The sequence below is a fragment of the Bacillus cereus group sp. MS39 genome (genome assembly GCF_040448665.1).
Lineage (GTDB): Bacteria > Bacillota > Bacilli > Bacillales > Bacillaceae_G > Bacillus_A > Bacillus_A wiedmannii.
Genome location: NZ_CP123058.1, coordinates 544,177 through 570,000, shown reverse-complemented (window position 1 = coordinate 570,000; position 25,824 = coordinate 544,177). Strand labels below are relative to the sequence as shown.

Here is a 25,824-nt window from a genome sequence, read left to right as displayed (position 1 = left end):
CCACTTGGTTTAAAAACTTGTTTAGTTATTTCTATCATTAGTTGCCTCCTGACGATTGTTTCTATTAAAGCGGCTTACAATTTACCACATACCGATCATATGAATATGGATCCACTTCGACTTGCCGCTCAAATTGTATCAGGAATCGGTTTTTTAGGTGCCGGTGTTATTTTACGAAGAGGAAACGATAGCATTGCAGGACTAACGACTGCTGCTATGATTTGGGGTGCTTCTGGTATTGGTATTGCTGTTGGGGCTGGATTCTATATCGAAGCGATTTTCGGAATGTGTTTCCTTATGATTAGCGTTGAACTTATACCATTAGCAATGAAATTTGTAGGACCGAGATCATTTCGTCAACGTGATATCGCAGTAAAACTTGTTGTGCGAAATATGGACAATATCCCAATTGTAATTGAAGAAATAAAAGAAATGGATATAAAAGTTAAGAATATGAAGCTCAAAACATTGGAGAATGGCTCTCACTATTTACATTTGAAATTATCCATCGATCAAAAAAGGCATACTGCTGATGTTTACTACGCCCTCCAGCATCTTGAAAGTGTCCAACAAACTGAATTAGAAAGTATGTAATGTAAAACAAACTCTCTTTTAAATTAGAGAGTTTTTCTTTTTTCTATAATGGTAACAATGAATGTAGCCCTGCAAAGTAAGGAGGAATAAGAGTTTGAAATCCCGTCCAAATTTAGTAGATACATTTCGTGATTCCATTATTTTTCGTTTAGTTTGCTTTATTGTTGTACTTACTGCTTTTTCTGGCTTCCTTATACATAGATTAGAGCCATCACACTTCACCACATGGTTTGATGGAGTTTGGTGGTCAATCGTTACCATTTTCACCGTTGGCTATGGTGACTTTGCCCCGCATACACTAATAGGCAAACTTATCGGTATGGGTATTATTTTATTTGGAACCGGTTTTTGTTCTTATTATATGGTTCTGTTCGCCACTGATATGATTAATAAACAATATATGAAAATTAAAGGAGAAGAAGCCGCTACCTCTAACGGTCATATGATTATCGTGGGTTGGAATGAACGGGCAAAACATGTTGTAAAACAAATGCACATCTTACAACCGAACCTTGATATCGTTTTAATTGATGAAACACTTTCTTTACTTCCAAAACCATTTCATCATTTAGAATTTATAAAGGGTTGCCCGCATCACGATCAAACTTTATTAAAAGCTAATATTACAACTGCTCACACTATATTAATAACAGCTGATAAAGAAAAAAATGAAAGCTTAGCAGATACACAGTCCATTTTAAATATTTTAACTGCAAAAGGTCTTAATCCAAACATTCACTGCATCGCTGAACTTCTTACTTCTGAACAAATACAAAATGCAACTAGAGCTGGTGTATCAGAAATTATAGAAGGAAATAAATTAACGAGCTACGTATTTACCGCTTCTCTTTTATTCCCTTCCATTTCAGGCGTACTATTCTCACTTTACGATGAAATCTCTGATAACAAATTACAACTGATGGAGCTTTATCCTTCCTGCACTGGACAAACTTTTGCAAATTGTAGCTATACTCTTTTAAAGCAAAATATTCTCTTACTAGGTATAAAACGCGACGAACAATATATGATTAATCCAGTCCATTCCTTTGTTCTCATTGAAAGCGACATACTCATTGTTATTCACCATTAAGAAAATGTTTTTCTAGTTCCTGCATGAGCACTTTCCCAATATTGATATATTTTCTTTTCACATCTCCATCTGGATCTTTCGGCTCAGCAAATTGATCCATTCCACTCGTTCCAGCCGTTAAAGTATTTACGTGATCATCTAGTTCGTCTTGATATACGTGCGAAAGAATATAAGGCGTTCCAAGACGGACTATTACACCAGGTACATCTAATTCGCCATTCACTGCTGTAAATGGCACTCGTAAAAATTGATATCCATCTTCTTCATCGATTTTGTAATCAAAGCATCCTTTATCGTAATCCCAATTGCCACCAATGTTATACCCAAGTGGCTTCATTATCTCTTCTAACTTATATAACGCATATGTACGTCCTTCTAAATTTGATTGAATCGGAATCAAGCCCATCCCTCCTAGACTTTTTCTTTAGCATACCCACTCTAGTTTGAATATACCGATGGACTTTTCGATAAAATAATAAAAAGCGACCGGATTCCGGTCGCTTTTTATTATTTTAAACGCTCTTCTAATTCTGCTTTTAACTTTTCAAATCCTGGTTTACCAAGTAAAGCAAACATGTTTTTCTTATATGCTTCTACTCCTGGTTGGTCAAATGGATTTACGCCTAATAAGTAGCCGCTCATCGCACATGCCTTTTCGAAGAAGTATACAAGGTAACCGAATGTGTACTCATTTAATTCAGGGATATTTACGATTAAGTTTGGTACGCCACCATCGCTATGTGCAAGTAATGTACCTTCGTATGCTTTCGTGTTTACGAAGTCTACAGTTTCACCAGCAAGGTAGTTTAATCCATCTAAATCGTTTTCTTCTGATTCGATTGTTAGTTCATGTGTAGATTTACCTACTTTCAGAACTGTTTCGAATAAGTCACGACGACCTTCTTGAACGTATTGACCTAATGAGTGTAAGTCAGTTGAGAAGTTTGCTGAAGATGGGAAAATACCTTTTTGATCTTTTCCTTCACTTTCGCCAAATAACTGTTTCCACCATTCAGAGAAGTATTGAAGTGCTGGCTCATAGTTAACAAGCATTTCAATTGTTTTTCCTTTATTGTATAAAGCGTTACGAACTACTGCGTATTGATAAGCTGGGTTTTCTTCTAGTTCTGATGTACCGAAGTCACCATGACCAGCAGCTGCACCTTTCATCATCTCTTCAATATTTAAGCCACTAACTGCGATTGGTAATAAACCAACTGGCGTTAATACAGAGAAACGGCCTCCAACATCATCTGGAATAACGAATGTTTCGTAACCTTCATTATCAGCTAATGTTTTTAATGCACCACGTGCTTTATCTGTCGTTGCATAAATACGTTTGCGAGCTTCTTCTTTTCCATACTTTTCTTCTAATAACTTACGGAAAATACGGAATGCTAGTGCCGGCTCTGTTGTTGTACCTGATTTGGAAATAACGTTAATAGAGAAGTCTTTACCTTCTAATACATCCATTAAATCTTTCATGTAAGTGGAGCTAATGTTTTGTCCAACAAATAGCACTTGTGGAGTTTTACGTTGTTCTTTAGAAAGTGTGTTGTAGAAAGAATGGTTTAACATTTCGATTGCTGCACGTGCTCCTAGGTAAGAACCACCAATACCTACAACAAGTAAAATGTCAGAGTCATTTTTAATTTTTTCTGCACATTTTTGAATGCGAGCAAATTCTTCTTTGTCATATTGAAGCGGAAGGTCTACCCACCCAAGGAAATCGTTCCCAGCTCCAGTTTTTTCGTGGATTGCATGATGTGTTACTTTCACTGCATCACGCAAATAAGTGATTTCATGTTCACCGATGAAGGATAACGCTTTAGAATAGTCGAACGTTACATGTGTACTCATCTTTTTCCCTCCAATTATGGATATGTATTTCTGTATTCACTTTAGCGAAACTGAAGTTGTAAATCAAGCGATTCAACCATTGTAAACGTAACCAAAATATATTTTTTAGAAAAAGTTCATTTTTTGCATAAAAATTCTTATTTTTCTGTATAGATGTATATACATCCTTTTTCTTATATTTTTTATGTATAAAAACAACATAACTACGCCATTCTATAAAGGAGTTAATTAACTCATCGCTTGCTCATGCTTCACAATTAAGGGGGGCTTTTTCATGAGTACTCTGCAACGTATCGCATTAGTCTTTACTGTAATTGGCGCTGTGAACTGGGGACTAATCGGGTTCTTCCAGTTTGACTTAGTGGCAGCCATTTTCGGTGGACAAAATTCAGCTCTTTCCCGTATTATTTACGGCATCGTTGGTATTTCTGGGCTTATCAACCTTGGTTTACTCTTTAAACCATCAGAAAATCTTGGCACTCACCCAGAAACGAACGAAATTCGCTAGTCAGTATGTCCTTACTTCACCTCCGACATACGAATATGATTGCATGCAATCATATTTGCAAATATATATCATAAGATAAAGTAAAAGAGGAACGCTCATATGCGCTCCTCTTTTATTTTGTTAACTCGGACTCTTCAATCCATTCTGTTAACTTTTCACGCAGCGTATTAAATCCGTTCTCAGATGGATTCGGTATAAGAATCCGCCCTTGTTTTCTTCTCGCCGCTTTTAACGATAAACTCATTTTTCTGTGTTCTTCATCAATTGAAAGTACTTTTACTTCTACTGTATCGCCGACTTTTAAAAAGTCATGAATATCCTTTACATATCCATTTGTAATTTCAGATATATGCACAAGCCCTTGTGTTTCTGCATCTAACGCTACAAATGCTCCGTAATCTTGAATCCCAGTCACTTTCCCTGTTACAACCACTCCAGTTGTATATTGTTCTGACATATGAAACACTCCCATACGTTTACCATTTTCTCTACAATTGTAGATAGCAAAGCAGATGATTTATTGTTAAATATCCGATTAGTTAGTACGTACCCTAAGTAAAGCTACTCAGGATACGCATACCTTATATTAGTAAATTATACCACTATGACAGAACTCATTCAAAATTAACGAAAAATTTCCTAGAGTACGTATAATTTTCTAATATTGGGATAGAATACTAACACATGGCTTTCTAGTATTCCCCCCCTTTTATGGACAAAACGTATTATGTTTTGTCCTTTTTTTATTTTCTATAAACCGTTCCATTCTCTTCATTGCTTCCATAAGTTGTTCAAGCGATGTTGCATACGAGCAACGAATAAATCCTTCACCACTTTCGCCAAATACACTTCCAGGTACAACAGCCACCTTTTCTTCTAATAATAACCGTTCTGCAAATTCTGCCGAAGATAGTCCAGTTGAAGAAATAGAAGGAAAGACATAAAATGCTCCGCCCGGCACATGACACGTTAAACCCATTTCATTAAACGATGTCGTCATAAAATTACGGCGTTTCTTATAACTATCTCTCATCCGAATTACTTCATCATTCCCCGCGCGTAACGCTTCAAGTGCTGCGAACTGAGACATTGTCGGTGCACACATCATGGAATATTGATGAATTTTGAGCATTAATTCCGAAAATTGAACAGGAGCTGCAATCATACCGAGACGCCATCCTGTCATCGCAAACCCTTTTGAAAATCCCGAAATTAAAATTGTATGCTCGCGCATATTTTTAATACTCGCGAAACTTGTATATACTTCGTCGTATACAAGCTCTGCATAAATTTCATCAGATAATACGATTAAATTGTACTTTTCAACAATCACTGCTATTTCTTCAAGCTCGGATTTATTTAACATTGCACCTGTTGGGTTATTTGGTGAACAAAGCAAAATTGCCTTTGTTTTCGCTGTAATAGCTGCTTCAATTTGTTCTGGTTGTACTTTAAACTCGTTTTCTAAAGTCGTTGCCACAGGAACCGGAACTCCTCCAGCTAATGTCACAAGCGGTGCATAAGAAACGAAACTTGGTTCAATAATGAGTACTTCATCATCAGGATTTATAATGGCGCGCATCGCTACATCTAACGCCTGACTCGCTCCAACTGTAACAATGATTTCATCGTTCGGATCATAAGATACTGCAAATTGTTTTTTTAGATACTTTGCTATTTCTTGACGAAGTTCCAATAATCCTGCATTTGCTGTATATGACGTATATCCTTGTTCTAAAGAACGGATGCATGCTTGCCTTACATTCCAAGGTGTAACAAAGTCAGGCTCTCCTACTCCAAGAGAAATAACACCTTTCATATTTGCTGCTAAATCGAAAAACTTTCGAATACCAGATGGTTGTAAAGCTTCTGCCGTTCTAGATAGTTCAAATTGCTTCATGGTGTCACCACAATGCGCTTATCATCATCGTTTTTTTCGTAAATAATTCCCTCATGTTTATACTTTTTCAAAATGAAATGCGTTGTTGTAGAAACGACAGATTCAATTGTTGCTAATTTCTCAGAAACAAACATCGCTACTTCTCCCATTGTCTTTCCTTCTAATGTAATAGAAAGATCGTATGTCCCTGACATTAAATACACAGATTTCACTTCTGAATAACGATAAATTTGTTCAGCAACCGCATCGAACCCAACGCCGCGCTTTGGCGTAACTTTCACATCGATCATCGCCGTTAAACCTGTATGTTCTTTTACCTTCGTCCAATCGATATGTGTTACATAATCCACAATAATCTTTTCCGCTTCTAATTTTTCAACCATCTTCTTTACTTCTTTTACTTCTATATTTAACAGCTTTGCTAATGTATCTACAGATAATCGACTACTTTTTTCAAGACAAGCTAATAATTCTAATTCTTTTTCTGTCACCATATAAATCATCCTTCCTTTTCGTTTGTGTCTAAATTATACAAATACCCTTTCCAGTTTGAAAAGAAGATTTTTTTAGTGAATTATGTCAAAATAAAGTGAAACTTTAATCAGCGGAAAAATGCGTGATAAAGCGAAAGGGGATGGAACCGTGAAACCAAAAGTTTATATTGCTGAACCAGTTCCAACATTTGTAGAAAACTATTTATTAGAACACTGTGATTATGAAAAATGGGAGCAAAATGAGAAGGTACCTCGTGATGTTCTACTAGAGAAAATACAAGATAAAGATGGATTATTAAATTTCGGATCTGCTATTAATGAAGAATTATTAAATGTAGCTCCTAACTTAAAAGTAGTAAGCAACATTTCTGTCGGTTACGATAATTTTGATTTACAAGCAATGGAAAAGCGCAATGTCATTGGAACGAATACACCATATGTATTAGATGATACAGTAGCAGACCTTGTTTTCGCTCTTATGTTATCTGCTGGTCGCCGCGTCTGCGAACTCGACTCCTACGTGAAAAATGGTGAATGGAACGCCGAAATCGGAAAAGAGCACTTCGGGCTGGATGTACACCATAGTACAATCGGTATTATCGGAATGGGACGAATTGGAGAAGCCGTTGCAAAACGAGCGAAATTCGGATTTGATATGAATGTTCTGTATTATAACCGTCGCCGTAAAGAAGAAGCTGAACAAAAATTCGATGCTACATATTGTGATTTACAGACGTTACTCAAACAATCTGATTTTATTGTTCTTCTTACTCCATTAACAGATGAAACGTATCATCTTATCGGAGAAAAGGAATTTTCATTAATGAAAGAAACAGCAATCTTCATTAATGCCTCTCGCGGAAAAACAGTAGATGAAGAAGCGTTAATCCAAGCGTTAACAGAAAAGAAAATCTTTGCAGCAGGCATTGATACGTTTACACAAGAGCCGATTCAAAAAGATAATCCGCTCTTATCATTACAAAATGTCGTGACTTTACCGCATATTGGATCTGCAACGTTAAAAACTAGGCAGCAAATGGCTATGACAGCCGCTGAAAATTTAGTTGCAGGGTTACAAGGAAAAACACCGCCTAATATTGTTCGCGGGTAATGATGAATAAACGAAAGGCAAGATGACATCGTCATCTTGCCTTTTTTTGTTAACATATTTTTTTCTGCCTTGGAGATGATATGAACAAAAATCAATGGAGTGACAAAAAATGAATCACGAATATACTTGTCCTTATTTCACTTTTTCCACTCGCGGCACTACTATTCATTACGAATTGTATGAACATGACAACAAAACGGAACGTCCTACTTTCGTACTCGTTCACGGCTTTTTATCTTCCTCATTCAGTTACCGCCGCCTCATTCCTTTATTATCGAAAGCAGGAACAGTACTAGCTCTTGATTTGCCACCGTTCGGAAAAAGTGATAAGTCTCATCTCTTTAAATATTCTTATCATAATTTAGCAACGGTTATTATCGATTTAATTGAACATTTATCTCTCTCAAATATTGTGTTAGTTGGGCATTCTATGGGTGGACAAATTTCTCTCTATGTAAACCGTATACGCCCTGAATTAATTTCAAAGACAATTTTACTATGCAGCTCTAGCTATTTAGCACGCGCAACCTTACCTTTACTATACTCTTCTTATTTACCGTTCTTTCATTTATACGTAAAGAACTGGATTATACGGCGCGGCATTGTTCATAACTTAATGAATGTCGTTCATGATCACTCATTAATTGACGATGAAATGAAGGAGGGTTACTCCGCTCCTTTTTATGACAACCGTATATTCCCTGCTTTAACTCGTATGATAAGAGACCGTGAAGGTGATTTATCTTCAACTGAATTACAAAAAATTGAAACACCTACACTACTCATTTGGGGTGAAAAAGATCGTGTCGTCCCTGTACATGTAGGTCATCGGCTACACAAAGATTTACCAAACTCGAAATTTATTTCTTACGAAAACACAGGACATTTACTACCTGAAGAAAAGCCTGAACTTGTTTATGAAGAAATTATCGCTTTTTCTGCACAATAATACAAAAGGCTGTCGGAAATTCCGACAGCCTACAATGAACAACTTCCGCCTTCTTTTATTACAAGTAATTCCACAGCTAACTTCTCACATTTTCCAAGCGCAGGTACTTCCTCAAAAGACATAAAGTATATATGTTGAATCTTTTTTGCGATGTATTTTGGATCGTCGAACACACTTACGACGTTCACAACATCGCTCGCTTCTGTTTCATAAAACTCCGGTCCCATTTGAAACGGATCCCAATTCTTCACAACCTCTATCATCTTTTCATATGTACCCATTCGCTTCCCGCCTTTTCACTTTTTAATACTTTTCTTTATCCTATCACATCAGCTATTCTATAAGAAGAGAGAGAACTTTCATAACTTAACGGTTTACAGAAGAAGGGGGCAAACTTATGCAACTATTTCATAAAACAGTCAATCGACGTGGAACTCATAGTACGAAGTGGGATACGTATAAAAACGAAGAACTTCTCCATGCTTGGATTGCTGATATGGATTTTGAAGTACCACAACCAATTCAGACTGCTTTAAAGAAACGTATCGAGCATCCTATTTTCGGCTATACACTTCCTCCCGAAAATATTGGAGATATTATTTGTAACTGGACAAAAAAACAGTACAACTGGGATATTCAAAAAGATTGGATTGTCTTTAGCGCGGGAATCGTTCCAGCTCTTAGTACGAGCATACAGGCCTTCACAAAGGAAAACGAATCCGTTCTCGTACAACCACCTATTTATCCCCCATTTTTCGAAATGGTCACAACAAACAACAGACAATTATGCGTGAGTCCTTTACAGAAACAAAATGATACATATGTGATAGACTTCGATCATTTAGAAAAGCAATTTCAACAAGGCGTCAAACTCATGCTTCTTTGTAGTCCTCACAATCCAATCGGGCGTGTTTGGTCAAAAGAGGAACTCACACAACTTGGCACGTTATGTACAAAATATAATGTAATCGTTGTCGCGGATGAAATTCATGCCGATATTATTTATGGAGATCGTACTCATACACCATTTGCTTCTTTATCTGAAGAATTAGCAGCGCGCACGATTACTTGTATGGCTCCGAGTAAAACATTTAATATCGCTGGATTACAGGCATCGATTATTATCATTCCAAACGAAAAACTCCGTCAAACCTTTATATCTATCCAATATAGACAAGGTTTCCACGGATTAAATACATTTGCCTATACAGCGATGCAAAGTGCCTATACAGAATGTAACGATTGGCTAAATGAAATTCGATTATATATAGAAGATAACGCTCAATTCGCTTGTAAATATATTAAAGATCACATACCTACTCTTTCTGTAACGAAACCAGAAGGTAGCTTTTTATTATGGATTGATTGCTCTCGCCTACAGCTTTCTCAAAACGAACGCACCACATTGCTTGAGGAAAAAGGGAAAATCATCGTTGAACCTGGTGAGAAATACGGATTAGGCGGCGAAGAACATATTCGAATTAACATCGGCTGTCCAAGATCTGTTTTAGAAGAAATTTTAAACAGACTGCGCCATACGTTTTCATAATAAGAAAGGAGGCTGCCCCCTAATCAATCGTGGGCAGCCTCCTTTCTCAATTCTTGTTGGCAAATCGATATATCCCAATAACCGCTGATATATTTTCAATTACGTTTCACAAAAAAAGCTACCATGCACGGTAGCTTTTACTTTTTCTTCATATCCGACGCTTTTTTTACAATGACACCACAAGCAATTCGATCGCCGGATTTACCTGTCGGTTGTGTCATACCATCATCAGCATTTTCTGTAATAATAATAGACGCTCCATCTTTTCTATGAATCGTCGTTTTTCCTTCTTCCAGCGTTATATGTGGTGCATTGATTTCCGCTTTAATCTTTCCAGAACCGTCTGCAATTACGTTCGGTAAATCACCGTTTTCTGCACCCTTCGGATTAAGAAGTCCATGCTTTTTATCATCAGGATTAAAATGATTACCAGATGATTCAAAACGTGGTGCTTTACACTCACCAATTTCGTGTACATGCATGCCGTGCGGGCCAGGTGCGAACCCTTCCCCTTTAATCGTGATTTTCACTCCGCTTGTTTGCTGCACTACTTTCGCAGTCCCCACTTCATCGCCTGAAGCATTATGTAATTTCACGTCAATTTCTTTCGGCTTTCCTTGGTCACAACCTGCCATCAGAAATAATAAACAACAACTGAAAAAAAGCCGTTTTTTCATTCTATTCCCTCCAAAATATATTCTGCCTTTAGATTGTCCGAGCATGGAGGGAAACATACAAAAATGAGTTACTGTTTCTTTTCCGCTAAAAGTTTTTCTTCAACTTTCTGTAACCGCTCCGCTTCTCGTTTGGATACACGAATGAACATACGCCACGTAGCAACGGCACCAATGATAAATAGAACGCAAACAATCCCTGGAATAATATATTCTGTTTTATCTTCCGGAAAATATAAAGGCATCATATAAATAGAACACTCCTTATTAGAGGATTTATAAAACATCAGAATTTTCTGTTATATAATATAAAATTATAGTGGAACCTATCCATATTCTCAAGGGGGCATTCCGAAAGCGAATGATTTCTTTGACTCCTTCGCACACTTTCCTTACTATAAACTTGAGGTGAAAAATATGAGAGAAACATTTGAAATTGGTGAAATCGTTACTGGTATTTATAAAACTGGCAAATACATCGGCGAAGTTACAAATAGCCGTCCTGGCAGTTACGTCGTAAAAGTGTTAGCTGTTTTAAAACATCCGGTGCAAGGTGACTTACATAACGTAAAACAAGCTGACGTACCATTTTTCCATGAAAGACGTGCTTTAGCTTTCCGTGAACAGACGAACATTCCAGAGCAAATGGTGAAGAAATATGAAGGAGAAATTCCAGAGTATACAGAGTCACTCAAATTAGCATTAGAAACTCAAATGAATTCATTTTCTGAAGATGATTCACCTTTTTCGGTTCGTAGTCTAGAAACATTAGAGCAGTTAAAAAAAGACTACAAACTTTAAAAAAACAAAACGACCAAATTACATACTGTGCAATTTGGTCGTTACTGTGTACTCACTTTCTTTAACACTTTTGAAAAATCAACGAGTTCTCCCAATGTTGGAGGTGCTGGTTTCACTAAATACTCTTTATCTTTTTCTACTAATTTAAAAATATTATACGTCGTCATCGCATCATCTAGCGCACAATGATGCTTACCCGTCCCTGCTTTTCCATATGCCTCAATTGCTTTCCACAATCCTGTTTGATTTCTCTCCCCAAAAAACTTCTTATACTCAAGTGATAAATCACGACACTGTCCTAAGAACGGAAAGTCTACTCTTGCCATTTCACAATTATGCTTCAACACTTTCATATCCATATTTCCCCACGTAACAATGGTTGGTTTACATCTCCTTTCATATTCTGCAAGTTTTTCAACAAGTTCTGGAAACGAAATTCCTTTATCTACGACTTCTTGTTTAATTCCTAAAAATTTCTTACATCGATCCGTTAAAGAAGGAAAAGTTTTCGGCCTAACATGAGCTGAATACGTGTCTTCTACCTTACAGCCAACAACCGAAACGAGTCCTACCTCAATGATTTCCGGGAAAAATCCTTTTGGTTTTTTTCTGTGCTGGGGCATCGTAAACTCAAAATCCAAAAATAAAAATTGTTGTTCATCCATACGATCCCTTCCTTATCATCTTTGTCATTCCTTTCTATTTGACACTCCTACACGAACAAGCTCGAATGCTAATTCCATTTTAAATATTCAGATTGGATGTATCTTATATATATGTCAAATGCCCACAAATATTTTTAAAAATAAGAAAAAATGAACGATGCAGAAAATATGACAAAATAAGCCCTTTCATTTACATCCCCCTTTTTTCTACTTTATAATGACGTTATGTGTGTTTCATCTAGTTAATTTTTGACACACTAAGAAAAGTGAATGAAAGGAGATGAGAGTTTTGCACGAAACAACGCAAGAGCTCGCAAACTGGCAGTATTATTTTGCTATCGCAGTCTTTTTAATTACATATGCCATTATTATTTCTGAAAAAATTAATCGCGCTGTCATCGCACTTCTTGGTGCAGCACTCATGGTAATTATGGGGGTCGTTGATTTACACAACGCCTTTACGAAACATATTGAATGGGGGACGATTACACTACTCATCGGTATGATGATTTTGGTGAACATTACGAGTAAATCGGGTGTCTTCCAATACGTTGCCATTAAAGCAGCAAAAGGAGCGCAAGGAAATCCAATTAAAATTTTAATTTCACTTTCCTTACTTACTGCGCTTGGTTCCGCATTTTTAGATAACGTTACAACTGTACTTCTTGTTGTTCCAGTTACTTTATCTATTACGCGCATACTGCAAGTAAATCCTGTTCCTTATTTACTTTCTGAAATTATTTTTTCAAACATTGGAGGAACAGCAACATTAATTGGTGATCCGCCAAATATTATGATTGGTTCTGCAAATAAGCATTTAGATTTCAATGCTTTCTTATTCAACTTAGCACCTATCGTAATTATTATTATTGCTGTTACAGCGACAATACTTTACTTCATGTACCGTAAACAATTAATTGCTGATCCTGTACAAGTTAAAAAATTAATGAGTCTAGATGAAAAGCAATACATTAAAGATCCAGTATTAATGAAAAAATCTTTAACAGTACTTGGACTTACAATCGTAGGTTTCATGACTCATTCTATCTTCCATGTTGATGCAGCTATCATTGCCTTAACTGGTGCTACTGTACTTATGCTAATCGGTGTGAAAGAACATGAAATTGAAGAAGTATTCGCAAGTGTAGAGTGGGTAACAATCTTCTTCTTCGCAGGACTATTCGTACTCGTTGGAGGACTTATCGATATCGGGCTTATCAAAACCTTAGCTCAAAAAGTAATTGGAATAACGGGCGGAGATATTTCTCAAGCATCTATCCTTATTTTATGGGTATCTGGTATCGCCTCGGCAACAATTGATAACATTCCATTCGTTGCAACAATGATTCCGCTTATTAACGATATGGCAGTTGGGCTAGGTTTATCACCTTCTGACGCACAAATCGACGTATTATGGTGGGCATTAGCATTAGGTGCTTGTCTAGGTGGGAACGGAACATTAATCGGAGCTTCTGCTAACGTAATCGTTGCAGGTATCGCAAGTCGTGAGGGCCATAAATTTAGCTACATGGAATTCCTTAAAGTCGGCTTCCCAATTATGATCGTTTCATTAATCATTTCTCATATTTATATTTATTTACGCTACCTTATGTAGTAGAAAAAGGGCTGTCCTATGTGGCAGCCCTCTTTTCTTAGTCAACGAAATATCGATTTACCGATAAAAAGCTGTTCCAAAATATCTTCGAAACAGCTCCCCGCATATATCTACTCGTTATATCTTACCGGCTCATTCCGAATAATAAATAAGTGTATCGGTAAGAAAACCGAAAATGTGATTGTATGAATAATTGTAAATAATATAGAATTCGTTCCGTACCTGTCTAAAATAGCGTAGATAAGATAAATAGATAGTACAATCGATACAGCTGTTGCTAATAAATATAGAATTGGTACGAAGTTAAAAATGAAACACGCGACATATATGCCGAATACTTTCCATCCTGCTTCTTCTTTTAAGAAATCCGGTAATTTATCTTTCGCTAAGTCCCCCCATATCTTACTATTTAAAAAAGGAATAAACGCAAGAGCACCATCCGTTGCACCATCATTTTTCGCCATCGTATACAGTGCAAAAGCCGTTAATAAATACGCAATAATTGCCCAAATCAATACAACAAGAATAAACGCAAAACTAAGAGCAAAGAAACCTGCTAGTAAACCCTGATCTTCCATCTTATCCTCTCCTCTCTACTCTCAACATATTTCATTCCATTGCAAGTTATGTTTTTAAATTCAACCAAACTCTCTGTATAATAATAAGAGTAAGATAATTAGAGAGGAGAACAACTGATGCATCCATTTGTAAAAGCACTACAAGAACATTTCATAGCTCACAAAAATCCGGAAAAAGCAGAACCGATGGCACGTTATATGAAAAATCACTTCCCGTTTCTCGGCATTCAAACTCCCGAGAGAAGACAGTTATTAAAAGACGTCATCCAAATACATACTCTCCCAGATCAAAAAGACTTCCAAATCATCGTGCGTGAACTTTGGGACTTACCAGAACGTGAATTTCAAGCGGCTGCACTCGATATTATGCAAAAATATAAAAAGCATATAAACGAAACTCATATCCCGTTTTTAGAAGAACTCATTGTAACAAAATCTTGGTGGGATTCTGTTGATAGCATCGTCCCTACATTTTTAGGGAATATCTTTTTAAAACATCCAGAATTAATTTCCGCCTATATTCCAAAATGGATTGCATCAGATAACATATGGTTACAACGCGCCGCTATTTTATTCCAGCTAAAATATAAACAAAAGATGGATGAAGAACTTCTTTTCTGGATTATTGGACAACTACATTCTTCAAAAGAATTTTTCATTCAAAAAGCGATTGGCTGGGTCCTTCGCGAATATGCAAAAACAAAGCCCGATGTCGTTTGGGAATACGTACAAAATAACGAGCTTGCCTCGCTTAGTAAACGTGAAGCAATCAAGCACATTAAACAAAATTACGGAATAAATCACGAAAAAATAGGCGAGACTCTATCATAGATAGACGCGTTCCTCTATTGAGATTTAAAAAAGAACGTGTTAGAATATGTTCATTATTATTAATATAAGTAGCGATGACGGACTTATAAGTACTTGCACAAAAAGCGATTCAGGGATAGTGAAAGCCTGAAGCCGCAAGGAAACGGCAGTCTCGAGCAATACGTGATAAAGTGGATGCACCTGTTGTGTATCAACTAGGGTGGAACCGCGGGCAAACGCTCGTCCCTAGGCAATTAAGCCTTGGGATGAGCGTTTTTTTATGTTTTTCAAAGCATATACCGCTCGTTTCACAAGTACCAGAGCACGTCATCGCCAATACGTTAACTTTCAAAAGGAGGATTTTATTATGTATTCAATGGAACAAGTTGTAAACTTAGCGAAACATCGCGGTTTTGTTTTCCCTGGTTCTGAAATTTACGGTGGTCTTGCAAACACTTGGGATTACGGTCCACTTGGAATCGAATTAAAAAATAACGTTAAAAAAGCTTGGTGGAAAAAATTCATTCAAGAATCTCCATACAACGTTGGTTTAGACGCAGCTATTTTAATGAACCCAAAAACTTGGATCGCTTCTGGTCACGTTGGTAACTTCAACGATCCAATGATCGACTGTAAAAAATGTAAAGCGCGTCACCGTGCTGACAAATTAATTGAAGATGCATTAGATGCAAAAGGCATCGAAATGGTTGTTGATGGTCTTACTTTCGACCAAATGGCTGACCTAATGAAAGAACATGAAGTAAAATGTCCTGATTGTGGTAGTGAAGAGTTCACTGAAATCCGTCAGTTCAACTTAATGTTCAAAACATTCCAAGGTGTTACAGAGTCTAGCACGAACGAAATCTTCCTTCGTCCTGAAACAGCACAAGGTATTTTCGTAAACTTTAAAAACGTACAACGCTCTATGCGTAAAAAACTTCCATTTGGTATTGGCCAAATCGGTAAGAGCTTCCGTAACGAAATCACGCCTGGTAACTTCACATTCCGTACACGTGAATTCGAACAAATGGAACTTGAATTCTTCTGTAAGCCTGGTGAAGATTTAGAATGGTTCGCATTCTGGCGTGAAACTTGTAAGAACTGGTTACTTTCACTTGGTATGACTGAAGAAAGCATGCGTCTTCGTGACCACGGTGAAGAGGAATTATCTCATTACAGTAACGCAACAACTGATATTGAATTTAGATTCCCATTCGGTTGGGGCGAACTATGGGGCGTAGCATCTCGTACAGACTTCGATTTAAAACGTCACATGGAACACTCTAATGAAGACTTTAACTATATCGATCCACAAACGAATGAGCGTTACGTACCGTACTGCATCGAGCCATCTTTAGGTGCTGACCGCGTAACATTAGCATTCTTATGTGATGCATATGAAGAAGAGCAATTAGAAAATGATTCTCGTACAGTTCTTCGTTTCCACCCTGCTTTAGCACCATACAAAGCAGCTATCTTACCATTATCTAAAAAGCTATCTGAAGGTGCTACTGAAGTATTCGCAGAACTAGCTAAAGACTTCATGGTAGACTTTGACGAAACTGGTTCTATCGGTAAACGTTACCGTCGTCAAGACGAAATCGGTACACCATTCTGTATCACTTACGACTTCGACTCAGTTGAAGACAAAGCTGTTACAGTACGTGACCGTGACACAATGGAACAAGTTCGTATGCCAATTAGCGAGCTAAAAGGCTTCTTAGAGAAGAAAATCCAGTTCTAATTATAAAAAAGAGGCGCTCTATTGAGCCGCCTCTTTTTACTTTTCACGTTTTTCTTTAATTGCTACTGTACATCTTGATATACATAGTAAATCATCATTCTCATCAATAATACGTACATCCCAAACCATCGTTGAATGTCCTCTATGTATCGGTGTCCCGATCGCTGTTACAATCCCATCTTTCTTTGAGCGAATGTGATTTGCATTAATTTCTAGACCGAAACAAATACATTTCTCTTGATCAATTAAATTGTACGAACCGACACTTGCTACTGTTTCTGCTAATGCAAGAGATGCACCGCCGTGTAAAAAACCAAACGGCTGATGCGTACGCTCATCAACAGGCATCGTAGCAACCACCTTATCTTCTGTCATCTCTAACAACTCAATTCCAAGTGAATCCATTAAAGTTTTTCCCATATCGTTTCCTCCTTCTCTTACTTTAATTGAATGTATAATTTTACCTATTTATTTTCAAACTACTTATAACACTTATATAAGGAGGTTTCACCTAAATGAAACAGAAATTTTGTATATTACTGCTTATGTTCTCCTTGCTGACTATTGTACCAAATTGTGCACTAGCAGCCAAAGCATCCAACCTGACAATCGATGTTCAGACTGTAACACAAAAAGGTAAGAAACCTTATATAGAATATCAAATTAACAGACCTTCTTTTCACAATTTTTCCGATTCTAAATTTCAAAATAAGCTCAATTTCTATTACAAAAAATCTACTGACAAATTTAAAACCAAATTAGAAAAAGACGCAAAAAAATATTATAAAGAAACGGAAGGATCTAGCACACCTTTTCATCCGTACGTGGCGAATGTTGATTATAAAGTTTCCTTAAATAAACCACCCTTACTTAGCCTATATTTGAATTACTATCAATATACAGGCGGAGCACACGGTCTTTATACGTGGAAGGCAAACACATTTGATTTAAAAGAAAAAAAGTTACTACGCTTAGATGATTTATTTCAACAAGAAGATAAATATAAAGAAGTAATCCGCGCTGAAATCGTAAGACAAATTAAACAAAATGAAGGCATTTATTTTCCCGATGCAACTGAAAAGGTCATGAGCACGAAAAAGTTCCACTTCTTTTTAGAACCGGACAATCTCGTCATTTATTTCCCTTTATATGAGATTGCTCCTTATTCAAGCGGAATTCCTCAATTTCGTATTCCGTATACGTTGCTAAGAGATTATTTGAAGCCTTCTTATCAAAATATTTTGATTGACAACAAGTAAATATTTTCGCTACGATAATGTTAACCTAAAAACAACAGGAGGTTAACATTATGAGGAGATTTCATGTTTTAGATTTAGCATTAGCTGCCATGTTCGTCGCTCTTATGGCCATTGGTGCAAATATTGTATCTTGGGCACCATTCCTGCAAGTGGCGGGCATCCCATTATCTATGCAACCATTTTTCGCAATTTTAGCAGGGCTTCTTCTTGGAAGTAGACTTGGCGCATTATCAATGACTGTGTATATGCTCGTTGGCTTAGCTGGTGCACCAATCTTCGCTAACTTCAAAGCTGGATTTGGAGCACTTTTAGATCCTACTGGTGGTTTTATTATTGCATTTATTATCGTTGCTTACGTATCCGGAAAACTAGTAGAACAAAAAGAACGACCAACATTCAGTACATTTGCAATTGCCTCTTTCACAGGAATCATTTTAACTTATATTATCGGTACTACTTATATGTACGGGGCAGTCAATTTCTTTATGGGTGGTAATATGAGTTATAAAGCTGCTTGGATGATTATGATGTGGTTTGCAGTAAAAGATATTGCATTTACAATTATCGGTGCTATTATCGCACCTCGCATATACTATGCTGTACGCCGTTCTGCTTATCGAAACAGTCACTTCGTTTCATAAGTTGTTTTTTTGATATTTGCATGAGATACCGTTTCCCTTGATCATTATTCCCCTTCCCTAATCGGGTTTTTATTACGTACTAAAGAGGCTATCCTTCTATTGGAAGATAGCCTCTTTTTTCATATGGTTAGCACTTTCTATTCTTCATATATATTTGATTTTTAGATACAAATAAATTATGCTTGAAAAAGAATTAAACTAAAGTAAGGATTTGATTATAGATGGGGAGAGAATCCTCTCAAGAACATACAAAAAGATTTCTCATAGTAACACTATTTTTTACGCTTGGGACAGCTTTAGGAAAGCTACTTGGCTTTGCAAAAGAAATCACACTTGGAGCTTATTTCGGTACAAACCATGCCGTTGATGCATACGTTGTAGCTTTAAATATACCAACTATTGTTTTTACTGGTATCACAGGGGCCTTCGCCTTTTCTTTCATTCCTATCTTTATGGAGTTAAAGGGAAAAGATTCCCTTAAAGCATATCGATTTATGAATAATTTTTTAAACATTGTTCTACTTATTTTTTTCATTCCGCTTTTGCTCATTGAACTACAGCCGAACTTATTTATTTCAATATTTGCAAATGGGCTCCCAGAGCAAACAGCTTTATTATCAGCTTACCTATTACAAATCATTTTCCCAACTGTATTCTGTACATTCATGATTGATATTTTTAATGCTTATTTGAACAGTTTACATAAATTTCGCATTACAAGCATGCAATGGGTTGTATTAAATGGTATTACCCTTATTATATTTGTTTCCCTTGTTAATTGGATTGGAATTTACGCACTCGCATTAGGCGTTATTATCGGAAACATTGTACAAAATACACTTGTTTATTTTGCTTCTAAGCGCGAGGGGTATCGCTATCGATTTGTAATCGATTGGAAAGACCCTTCTTTAAAAACGATGATTAAGTTGAGTATTCCTGCTTTCATTACAAGTATGTCTATTCAAATTAATCTACTTGTGGATCGTACACTAGTATCTGGATTAGAAGAAGGATCTATTGCAGCCCTTAATTATTCCCAAAAATTATACTTCATTCCTCTTGGATTAATCGCTGCTCCAGTCTTAACAGTTATGTATCCTAAATTTGTCGGTTATGTAACTGACTCAAAATGGAAAGATTTCGTAAATTTAATGGAAACGAATATAAAAGTATTATTATATTTATTTATTCCCGTTTTTATTTATTTTACCTTTTTTACAGAACAAATTGTCAAAGTTGTTTATAACTATGGTGAATTCGGGAAAGATTCTATTATGATGACAGCAACTGCATTGCAATTTTATGCGCTAGCCGCTCTCATGCAACCTTTAAAAGATTTACTTGATCGTTTACTATTTTCTTTAAAATTGAATCGATATATTATGTACGCATCAATTTTTTCCATGATTATAAATGTTATATTATGTATTATACTCGTTAACAAAATGGGCTTAGCTGGTGCAGCTCTATCTACGTCAATAGCATCGGCTAGTACAGTAATCATACTATTGTGGATGTTCCAAAAATTCATGAAAGAGAAAGAAGCAGTAAACTTGTACTACGGTGGCTTTTTATTCAAATGCATTGTGGCATCCTTTATCAGCTTGTTTACTTCCAAGCTGATGCTTCATTTTACACATGATACAAAGTTGCTTATTTTATTAGCAATAGCGATTGGCGCCATCGTTTACTTATTAGTCACTTACATGTTAAAGATTAAAGAACTACAACAATTGCTATCGCTATTTTTAGGTAAAAGGAATGATATAAATGAATAAAATTATGTACCTTTTGAATTATGTTGGGGATGGTGGATCAGAAAAATACGTCCTAGATTTAATTCAATCTATGGATCCAGAATGTTGTATTCTTGTATATTCTACTCCTGGTCCTTTCTTACATAGGTTTGAAGCATTAAATATACCCATATATCAAATAGAAATGAAACACCCTTTTGATATAAAAACTGCATGGAAACTAAAAGAAATAATTGCAAAAGAGCAAGTAGATATTGTTCACGCACAATTTTTACGTGAAAATTATATTGCAATTTTAGCAAAGTTATTAGGGGCATCCATCCGTGTCATTTGGACATACCATGTGGATGTCCCCATGTCACTTCCTTTAAAATGGTGCAATAATATATTCACTCGTTATAATGACACCATCATTTGTATTTCACAGTTTATGAAACAGCAACTCCTTCAAAAAGGAGTTCAGAAAGATAAATTAAAAATAATTTATAATGGCTTAGAGGATCCTTATTTAAACAATTTACCATCTGTTCATAAACCGATGAAAATCGCTGTAATTGGGAGGTTAAGTGAAGAAAAAGGACAACCATTTTTAATACACGGCTTACAAAAACTAAAAACAAAATACCCTTCTTTACAATGGCACTGTAACATTATTGGAGATGGTCCATTAAAAACTCCATTAGAAGACTTAGTGACTTCTTTACAATTAAATGATTCCGTTTCTTTATTAGGTTTTCGAGATGACATTATTAAAGAATATAGTGCACACGATATCATCGTAATTCCTTCTAAAAATGAGGGGCTATCCTACGTAGCAATTGAAGCGATTGCTATGAAAAAGCCCGTGATTGCGACAAATATTGGCGGATTACCAGAAGTTATTGTTCCAAATCAATCTGGTATTTCTATACCATATGGAGATGTCGAACAATTGGCAACTGCACTGGCAACATTATTACAAGATGACAAACTCTACTATTCTTTAGCAGAATGCGGACGCGAATATTATTTACAACATTTCACCTTCTCTAAAATGATAGAAGAGGTGAAACATATTTACCGCATACCATCATCATGTTAAAGGGGCTTAATATATTATGATTCAGCTAAATCGATTTCACTATATTACTTTAAGTATTTTCCTTATTATAGTAGGATTAATATTTTCAGCAACTTATACCGGGCTATTCATTTCCGCACTGTTAGCAATAACTGCATTTCGAGATGAAAAGCTCGGTATTGCTTATTTACTATTATTTATTCCAATGCGCCCCTTTTTATCTGCTTACAATGCAGGGTTTAAATTTATTGGGATTTTCATTATTCTCGCTCTATTATGCAAAATCATTTTTCAATATCGAAATACAGTTTCAAAACTTTTTACATTTCATTACTTTGAAATCGCATATTTCCTATTTTGCTTATTCGGAGCGATTGTAGGATTAATTAACAATGTATCTTTAGTAGCAATAATCATGCAGTTACATACCCTTCTACTATACTATTTTGTATTCTATATCGTCTCTCGATTGTCGTTCACCCGAGATGATTTCATATTGTTTGCAAAAGTAACTTTTGTGGCTGCAATTATCATTTCTATTCAAGGTTTAATTGAAAAAATTTCTCTTCGTAGTATGTTACTACCAGAGGTATGGAAAAATCTTGATCTAGCTCCTACTAATAAAATTCGTATATATGGTATGGCTGGTGGCCCAAATGAACTTGCACTTTATTTAACGATTGCATTTCTTACTTCTTTATATTTATTAAAAAATGCTTCCATACGAATGAAGTACACACTCTATGTAGGACTAACAATTATCGCGACAACTTTATGGTTAACCTATTCACGCGGAGCATTTTTAACGTTAATAACCTTTGGAGTGCTTTATATCATTATCCATCTTAATATACCGTATTGGAAAGCATTAATCCCTATACTAACCATCTCATTTATATGCGCTACTGGAATCTCTCTCATGACAAACTATTTAGAAGGAGATTCTCTAGGTGCAAAACGCTTTTCAGAAGCACTCTCAGAGGACACATTAGAATTAAGTAAGCAAGATGGTCGAATATATTATGTACAGAAAGCATTAGAAATCTTCCGTGACAAACCAATTACCGGCTATGGTTTCGGTACATTTGGTGACGCAGCTACTCAAACATACTCGTCACCAATTTATAAATCGTACAATATTACATGGAATTTTTATTCTGACAACCAATACATCCAAATTCTAGCAGAAACAGGACTTATTGGAGTCATTTTATGTTCGATATTTGCATATGGAATTTTAAGTACTTTCTGGAAACTAAGAAGAAATTCAATATTTAGTCCCATTATCTTATGTTTAGTTGCTGGTGCTATTATAGGAAGTGCCTTTTATAACATATTAGAAAATGCCGTCTTCATGATGTATTTCTTCCTCATTACGGGATGTATATATAATAAAAAAGGACTACTGAAATAATCAGTAGTCCTTTTTTATTATATTTTTTTCTGTTTCCTTGATACAATAAAAGCGCCTAGTAATGTGATAACAAAAGTAATAAACGAAACAACTGCTCCCATTACAAATCCTGGGGAAGTATACTTTAATTCGATTGTATGCGTTCCTTTTTCTAAATCTAATCCAAGGAATGCATCATTTAATTTAAGTAACTTAGCTTCTTTACCATCAACTGTTGCCTTCCATCCTTTATCATATGGAATAGATAGGAATAAATAGTTATCTTCCTTCACATCAATTTTTCCTGATACCGTACGACTTGTGTAATTCTTTACATCAAATGACTGTTGTTTCAGTACATTTACTCGCTTATCAAATGCTTCTACATCAAGTCCATAAAATAGTTGTTGTTCCAACTCAACGTAATGACTACTTCCTTTGACTTCAACTTCAACCTCGACTTTTTCATTATCAAAATATCCTAAATCTAAAATACCATTGTTCCAATAGTAACGAGGATATTCAGTGAATTTTTTACCAAGTGATTTTCCATTTACATATACTTTTGTAATATCAGTTGGTTCCACACGTAATTTTGTATACAATTGTTGCTTACCTTTTACATCAAATGTGTATTTAATACTTGCTTTTTGTCCATCCTGCTGTTTAACCAATTCGATTGGCTTTTGATTTGTTTGAGCTATTTTTTCAGTTTCAGCCTGTAGATCTTTTTTCGTTTTCTCTCTCGTTTCTACAACTGCTAAATTATTATATTCTACAGAAAGTGGATTTAACGGTTGGTAATAACTAACTTGTTGCCCATCTAATTTACCAATCAATTCGTTTTGCTTCTCAAAGGAATTTGTATAGTTGATTCTTTGTACTTTCAACTTATCTTTTCCTTTAACATCAAATTCATCTTTATTTACCATGTATCCGAACGAAAGCGCATTTTTATTCTCATATACATAATTGCTTCCAACATGATCGATTTCAGACCATCCGTATTTACTTAAAGGTTGATCAGAAATCATATATTTTACACCAAACAAGGCATCAGTAGAGAGAATCCCTTTACCATTTTGTAAAATTAATGCCTCTAGATACCCATAACCTAAATCTTGCATGTATAAATTCAAGTGACCATTTGCCACAGAATTGAAGTGTGTTACGCCCTTATATCCAAAACGTAGCGCATCATTCCATGTAACACCTCTTGTCGTTTCCATGCGATAAAGCCCCTTGTCCTGTTCGGCTACTTTCTGAATGGTCTCTTCATATTTTGGATACGGCGAAGCATATTCTTGACGATTAATATATCCGTATTCATAACCCATTAACTTAACCATGTATACTGTATTAGCTGCTACATCTAGCCCCACTATAGCGAATAAAGTCAAAGAGATAATCGCTTTATTTTTTCGCAAGCGAACTTTTCCAAATAACAATAATGCATACATAATGATTAAAAAGGCATTAATTACAATCTTATTTGACTGCATATAACTTGGTGCAACTTTTCCTAATAATAGCAGCATAAATATATTAAACAATACAACCTTTTTTAAAGCTGGTATTAATTCTTCTTCGAATACCATAAACGTTCGAACTGCTACATAAATGAGTACAAAGGAGAATGTAAATGAATAACGATACGGGAAATTCGTTGGTGGCTCAAAACCATGCCAAGCGATATTTAAAAACGGAATTTCAAAAGAAAGGATTAGGAATAACAGTACGCTTCCATATACAATCTTTTCTTTCAATGAAATTCTTTTTGTAATAAAGAATAATGGAATGAGTAATACAGTTAAAACACCTGCATAAACGTTTGGCATTCCATTTACTGTCGTATCAATTACGCCATTAAAGAATCGTGCATAAAAATCAAACGGATCAAAATTAAATGCTGTAGAGAATGGAATCTTAGTACGTTCAACAAAGTTGCTCTTTAAATCCATGTATGTTGGTAGCGTAATAAATGCAGACATTCCACCTGCTAATCCTGTTCCAAGACAGAACCATACGAACCTTTGCATTAATAATTTTATATTTCGAATATCGTAAAGCACACAATAACGTGCTACAAAGTAGATAAATGTAAAAATCCCTACCATAAAGGAAATATAAAAATTCGTAATAAATGTAAGTGCTAAACTAAATGTGAATAACACCCATTTTTTTTCTGTAACTAGCTTTTCAATACCTAACATAATAAGGGGTAGTAAATAAATGGCATCTAACCACATTACACAGAAAGAATATACTGTTACAAATGACATTAAGGCATAAAAAGTTGAGAATAGCGTAATAGCAATTTCACGACGCTTCATCATATGACTTAAATAATATGTCATTGTAAAACCAGCTAATCCTGTTTTTAATAACGTCATTAACATAATCGCTTCTGGAATATGCGAACGATCAAACAGGACAATGAGTAGTGAAAAAGGACTAGCTAAATAATAAGCAAATACTCCAATGAAGTTTAACCCCATTCCACCTTCCCAACTATAAAATATACTTTTTCCATTTTTAAACACATCATATAAATACGTGTAAAACTGCACATATTGTGTGTGTAAGTCCGTTACAAGGATTGATTTTTCTCCAAACGGTGCAACACCCAGTAAAATAAAAACTACACCATAAATAGAAAAAGGAAGTAAAAAAGCAAAAGTATATAAAAACTTCCTTTTCTTAAACAAATCTAACAGAGCTTGCATTATACTCCTCCATATCATTCTTCATTAATCATTTATTACCAAATTC

27 protein-coding genes (1 of these 27 only partly in view) are annotated in these 25,824 nt (G+C 35.6%); 15 read left to right on the top strand and 12 right to left on the bottom strand.

Annotated elements, in window-relative coordinates:
• Positions 1–594 carry the 3' portion of an MgtC/SapB family protein gene (locus QEP67_RS02820; protein WP_000384160.1) on the top strand. The gene continues 87 nt to the left of window position 1, outside the view, so 594 of the gene's 681 nt are visible here — the last part of the coding sequence; its start codon lies off the left edge, out of view; its stop codon occupies positions 592–594.
• Positions 595–688: 94 nt separating this feature from the next.
• Complete coding sequence (locus tag QEP67_RS02815; RefSeq protein ID WP_000842338.1) at positions 689–1,684, top strand: potassium channel family protein; 996 nt, start codon at positions 689–691, stop codon at positions 1,682–1,684.
• On the opposite strand, the gene QEP67_RS02810 is transcribed toward QEP67_RS02815, so the two are convergent.
• A complete protein-coding gene (locus QEP67_RS02810; protein WP_000612330.1) occupies positions 1,671–2,084 on the bottom strand; it encodes a YugN-like family protein in 414 nt (137 codons plus the stop codon). The genes QEP67_RS02815 and QEP67_RS02810 overlap by 14 nt on opposite strands.
• Positions 2,085–2,191: 107 nt before the next feature.
• Positions 2,192–3,544 (bottom strand): glucose-6-phosphate isomerase, encoded by a 1,353-nt coding sequence (locus tag QEP67_RS02805; RefSeq protein WP_000103656.1) that lies wholly within the window; start codon positions 3,542–3,544, stop codon positions 2,192–2,194.
• 274 nt (positions 3,545–3,818) lie between these two features.
• Between QEP67_RS02805 and QEP67_RS02800 the strand changes: the two genes are divergently transcribed.
• Positions 3,819–4,052 carry a DUF378 domain-containing protein gene (locus tag QEP67_RS02800; RefSeq protein WP_000105789.1) on the top strand — a complete coding sequence of 78 codons (234 nt, stop codon included), beginning with the start codon at positions 3,819–3,821 and terminating at the stop codon, positions 4,050–4,052.
• 112 nt (positions 4,053–4,164) lie between these two features.
• On the opposite strand, the gene yugI is transcribed toward QEP67_RS02800, so the two are convergent.
• The 3 genes from yugI to QEP67_RS02785 all read right to left on the bottom strand — a co-directional run bounded on the left by yugI (position 4,165) and on the right by QEP67_RS02785 (position 6,446).
• Entirely contained in the window at positions 4,165–4,509 is a 345-nt protein-coding gene (yugI, locus tag QEP67_RS02795; protein ID WP_000003769.1) for a S1 domain-containing post-transcriptional regulator GSP13, read from the bottom strand.
• Positions 4,510–4,761: 252 nt separating this feature from the next.
• Positions 4,762–5,952, bottom strand: coding sequence for an aminotransferase (locus tag QEP67_RS02790; RefSeq protein WP_048566604.1), 1,191 nt, complete (start codon positions 5,950–5,952; stop codon positions 4,762–4,764).
• Complete coding sequence (locus tag QEP67_RS02785; RefSeq protein WP_000255704.1) at positions 5,949–6,446, bottom strand: Lrp/AsnC family transcriptional regulator; 498 nt, start codon at positions 6,444–6,446, stop codon at positions 5,949–5,951. The genes QEP67_RS02790 and QEP67_RS02785 overlap by 4 nt, the downstream gene beginning before the upstream one ends.
• Positions 6,447–6,564: 118 nt before the next feature.
• Here QEP67_RS02785 and QEP67_RS02780 point away from each other — a divergent pair, with 118 nt between their 5' ends.
• Together QEP67_RS02780 and QEP67_RS02775 are read left to right on the top strand one after the other, a co-directional pair.
• Positions 6,565–7,557 (top strand): D-glycerate dehydrogenase, encoded by a 993-nt coding sequence (locus tag QEP67_RS02780; RefSeq protein ID WP_064057630.1) that lies wholly within the window; start codon positions 6,565–6,567, stop codon positions 7,555–7,557.
• Positions 7,558–7,666: 109 nt separating this feature from the next.
• The gene (locus QEP67_RS02775) at positions 7,667–8,506 is read left to right on the top strand and encodes an alpha/beta hydrolase (protein ID WP_001015207.1); all 840 of its coding nucleotides are present in this window, start codon (positions 7,667–7,669) and stop codon (positions 8,504–8,506) included.
• Positions 8,507–8,535: 29 nt separating this feature from the next.
• Here QEP67_RS02775 and QEP67_RS02770 read toward each other — a convergent pair whose 3' ends face one another.
• On the bottom strand, positions 8,536–8,787 hold the full coding sequence (locus QEP67_RS02770) for a YugE family protein (protein WP_000537643.1): 252 nt from the start codon (positions 8,785–8,787) through the stop codon (positions 8,536–8,538).
• A gap of 116 nt (positions 8,788–8,903) precedes the next feature.
• On the opposite strand from QEP67_RS02770, the gene QEP67_RS02765 reads away from it, so the two are divergent.
• The gene (locus QEP67_RS02765) at positions 8,904–10,055 is read left to right on the top strand and encodes a MalY/PatB family protein (protein ID WP_001175870.1); all 1,152 of its coding nucleotides are present in this window, start codon (positions 8,904–8,906) and stop codon (positions 10,053–10,055) included.
• Between the two features lie 137 nt (positions 10,056–10,192).
• Here the strand turns inward: QEP67_RS02765 and sodC are convergent, their stop codons facing one another.
• Entirely contained in the window at positions 10,193–10,732 is a 540-nt protein-coding gene (sodC, locus tag QEP67_RS02760; protein ID WP_000746514.1) for a superoxide dismutase [Cu-Zn], read from the bottom strand.
• Between the two features lie 68 nt (positions 10,733–10,800).
• Positions 10,801–10,977 (bottom strand): hypothetical protein, encoded by a 177-nt coding sequence (locus tag QEP67_RS02755; RefSeq protein WP_000982763.1) that lies wholly within the window; start codon positions 10,975–10,977, stop codon positions 10,801–10,803.
• A gap of 169 nt (positions 10,978–11,146) precedes the next feature.
• Between QEP67_RS02755 and QEP67_RS02750 the strand changes: the two genes are divergently transcribed.
• Positions 11,147–11,530: a kinase-associated lipoprotein B gene (locus tag QEP67_RS02750; RefSeq protein ID WP_001209346.1), complete on the top strand. Its 384-nt coding sequence runs from the start codon at positions 11,147–11,149 to the stop codon at positions 11,528–11,530.
• Between the two features lie 41 nt (positions 11,531–11,571).
• On the opposite strand, the gene kapD is transcribed toward QEP67_RS02750, so the two are convergent.
• A complete protein-coding gene (gene kapD / locus QEP67_RS02745) occupies positions 11,572–12,195 on the bottom strand; it encodes a 3'-5' exonuclease KapD (RefSeq protein WP_000344317.1) in 624 nt (207 codons plus the stop codon).
• Positions 12,196–12,484: 289 nt separating this feature from the next.
• Between kapD and QEP67_RS02740 the strand changes: the two genes are divergently transcribed.
• Positions 12,485–13,810, top strand: coding sequence for an ArsB/NhaD family transporter (locus tag QEP67_RS02740; RefSeq protein WP_000545213.1), 1,326 nt, complete (start codon positions 12,485–12,487; stop codon positions 13,808–13,810).
• A gap of 110 nt (positions 13,811–13,920) precedes the next feature.
• Here the strand turns inward: QEP67_RS02740 and QEP67_RS02735 are convergent, their stop codons facing one another.
• Positions 13,921–14,388, bottom strand: a complete 468-nt coding sequence (locus tag QEP67_RS02735; protein WP_000390058.1) for a hypothetical protein — start codon at positions 14,386–14,388, stop codon at positions 13,921–13,923.
• Between the two features lie 117 nt (positions 14,389–14,505).
• Between QEP67_RS02735 and QEP67_RS02730 the strand changes: the two genes are divergently transcribed.
• Together QEP67_RS02730 and QEP67_RS02725 are read left to right on the top strand one after the other, a co-directional pair.
• Positions 14,506–15,219 (top strand): DNA alkylation repair protein, encoded by a 714-nt coding sequence (locus QEP67_RS02730; RefSeq protein WP_048566606.1) that lies wholly within the window; start codon positions 14,506–14,508, stop codon positions 15,217–15,219.
• Positions 15,220–15,565: 346 nt separating this feature from the next.
• A complete protein-coding gene (locus QEP67_RS02725; RefSeq protein WP_000287155.1) occupies positions 15,566–16,942 on the top strand; it encodes a glycine--tRNA ligase in 1,377 nt (458 codons plus the stop codon).
• 36 nt (positions 16,943–16,978) lie between these two features.
• Here QEP67_RS02725 and QEP67_RS02720 read toward each other — a convergent pair whose 3' ends face one another.
• On the bottom strand, positions 16,979–17,362 hold the full coding sequence (locus QEP67_RS02720; RefSeq protein WP_000520763.1) for a hotdog fold thioesterase: 384 nt from the start codon (positions 17,360–17,362) through the stop codon (positions 16,979–16,981).
• 95 nt (positions 17,363–17,457) lie between these two features.
• On the opposite strand from QEP67_RS02720, the gene QEP67_RS02715 reads away from it, so the two are divergent.
• The 5 genes from QEP67_RS02715 to QEP67_RS02695 all read left to right on the top strand — a co-directional run bounded on the left by QEP67_RS02715 (position 17,458) and on the right by QEP67_RS02695 (position 23,073).
• Positions 17,458–18,201, top strand: a complete 744-nt coding sequence (locus QEP67_RS02715) for a DUF3298 and DUF4163 domain-containing protein (RefSeq protein WP_000810340.1) — start codon at positions 17,458–17,460, stop codon at positions 18,199–18,201.
• A gap of 50 nt (positions 18,202–18,251) precedes the next feature.
• Positions 18,252–18,842, top strand: a complete 591-nt coding sequence (locus QEP67_RS02710) for a biotin transporter BioY (RefSeq protein WP_001252152.1) — start codon at positions 18,252–18,254, stop codon at positions 18,840–18,842.
• A 221-nt stretch (positions 18,843–19,063) separates the two neighbouring features.
• Positions 19,064–20,620, top strand: a complete 1,557-nt coding sequence (gene murJ / locus QEP67_RS02705; RefSeq protein ID WP_000532294.1) for a murein biosynthesis integral membrane protein MurJ — start codon at positions 19,064–19,066, stop codon at positions 20,618–20,620.
• Positions 20,613–21,680, top strand: coding sequence for a glycosyltransferase (locus QEP67_RS02700; RefSeq protein WP_001033743.1), 1,068 nt, complete (start codon positions 20,613–20,615; stop codon positions 21,678–21,680). Before murJ ends, QEP67_RS02700 begins: the two co-directional genes overlap by 8 nt.
• 16 nt (positions 21,681–21,696) lie before the next feature.
• Positions 21,697–23,073, top strand: a complete 1,377-nt coding sequence (locus QEP67_RS02695) for an O-antigen ligase family protein (protein WP_000615475.1) — start codon at positions 21,697–21,699, stop codon at positions 23,071–23,073.
• A gap of 17 nt (positions 23,074–23,090) precedes the next feature.
• Here QEP67_RS02695 and QEP67_RS02690 read toward each other — a convergent pair whose 3' ends face one another.
• Entirely contained in the window at positions 23,091–25,778 is a 2,688-nt protein-coding gene (locus QEP67_RS02690; RefSeq protein ID WP_001148346.1) for a YfhO family protein, read from the bottom strand.
• Between the last annotated feature and the right edge of the window lie 46 nt (positions 25,779–25,824).

Coding starts and splice junctions, on each gene's coding strand:
- QEP67_RS02805 (WP_000103656.1), bottom strand. CDS start 3,544: ATGAGTACACATGTAACGTTCGACTATTCTAAAGCGTTATCCTTCATC.
- QEP67_RS02800 (WP_000105789.1), top strand. CDS start 3,819: ATGAGTACTCTGCAACGTATCGCATTAGTCTTTACTGTAATTGGCGCT.
- yugI (WP_000003769.1), bottom strand. CDS start 4,509: ATGTCAGAACAATATACAACTGGAGTGGTTGTAACAGGGAAAGTGACT.
- QEP67_RS02790 (WP_048566604.1), bottom strand. CDS start 5,952: ATGAAGCAATTTGAACTATCTAGAACGGCAGAAGCTTTACAACCATCT.
- QEP67_RS02785 (WP_000255704.1), bottom strand. CDS start 6,446: ATGGTGACAGAAAAAGAATTAGAATTATTAGCTTGTCTTGAAAAAAGT.
- QEP67_RS02780 (WP_064057630.1), top strand. CDS start 6,565: ATGCGTGATAAAGCGAAAGGGGATGGAACCGTGAAACCAAAAGTTTAT.
- QEP67_RS02775 (WP_001015207.1), top strand. CDS start 7,667: ATGAATCACGAATATACTTGTCCTTATTTCACTTTTTCCACTCGCGGC.
- QEP67_RS02770 (WP_000537643.1), bottom strand. CDS start 8,787: ATGGGTACATATGAAAAGATGATAGAGGTTGTGAAGAATTGGGATCCG.
- QEP67_RS02765 (WP_001175870.1), top strand. CDS start 8,904: ATGCAACTATTTCATAAAACAGTCAATCGACGTGGAACTCATAGTACG.
- sodC (WP_000746514.1), bottom strand. CDS start 10,732: ATGAAAAAACGGCTTTTTTTCAGTTGTTGTTTATTATTTCTGATGGCA.
- QEP67_RS02755 (WP_000982763.1), bottom strand. CDS start 10,977: ATGATGCCTTTATATTTTCCGGAAGATAAAACAGAATATATTATTCCA.
- QEP67_RS02750 (WP_001209346.1), top strand. CDS start 11,147: ATGAGAGAAACATTTGAAATTGGTGAAATCGTTACTGGTATTTATAAA.
- kapD (WP_000344317.1), bottom strand. CDS start 12,195: ATGGATGAACAACAATTTTTATTTTTGGATTTTGAGTTTACGATGCCC.
- QEP67_RS02735 (WP_000390058.1), bottom strand. CDS start 14,388: ATGGAAGATCAGGGTTTACTAGCAGGTTTCTTTGCTCTTAGTTTTGCG.
- QEP67_RS02730 (WP_048566606.1), top strand. CDS start 14,506: ATGCATCCATTTGTAAAAGCACTACAAGAACATTTCATAGCTCACAAA.
- QEP67_RS02725 (WP_000287155.1), top strand. CDS start 15,566: ATGTATTCAATGGAACAAGTTGTAAACTTAGCGAAACATCGCGGTTTT.
- QEP67_RS02720 (WP_000520763.1), bottom strand. CDS start 17,362: ATGGGAAAAACTTTAATGGATTCACTTGGAATTGAGTTGTTAGAGATG.
- QEP67_RS02715 (WP_000810340.1), top strand. CDS start 17,458: ATGAAACAGAAATTTTGTATATTACTGCTTATGTTCTCCTTGCTGACT.
- QEP67_RS02710 (WP_001252152.1), top strand. CDS start 18,252: ATGAGGAGATTTCATGTTTTAGATTTAGCATTAGCTGCCATGTTCGTC.
- murJ (WP_000532294.1), top strand. CDS start 19,064: ATGGGGAGAGAATCCTCTCAAGAACATACAAAAAGATTTCTCATAGTA.
- QEP67_RS02700 (WP_001033743.1), top strand. CDS start 20,613: ATGAATAAAATTATGTACCTTTTGAATTATGTTGGGGATGGTGGATCA.
- QEP67_RS02695 (WP_000615475.1), top strand. CDS start 21,697: ATGATTCAGCTAAATCGATTTCACTATATTACTTTAAGTATTTTCCTT.
- QEP67_RS02690 (WP_001148346.1), bottom strand. CDS start 25,778: ATGCAAGCTCTGTTAGATTTGTTTAAGAAAAGGAAGTTTTTATATACT.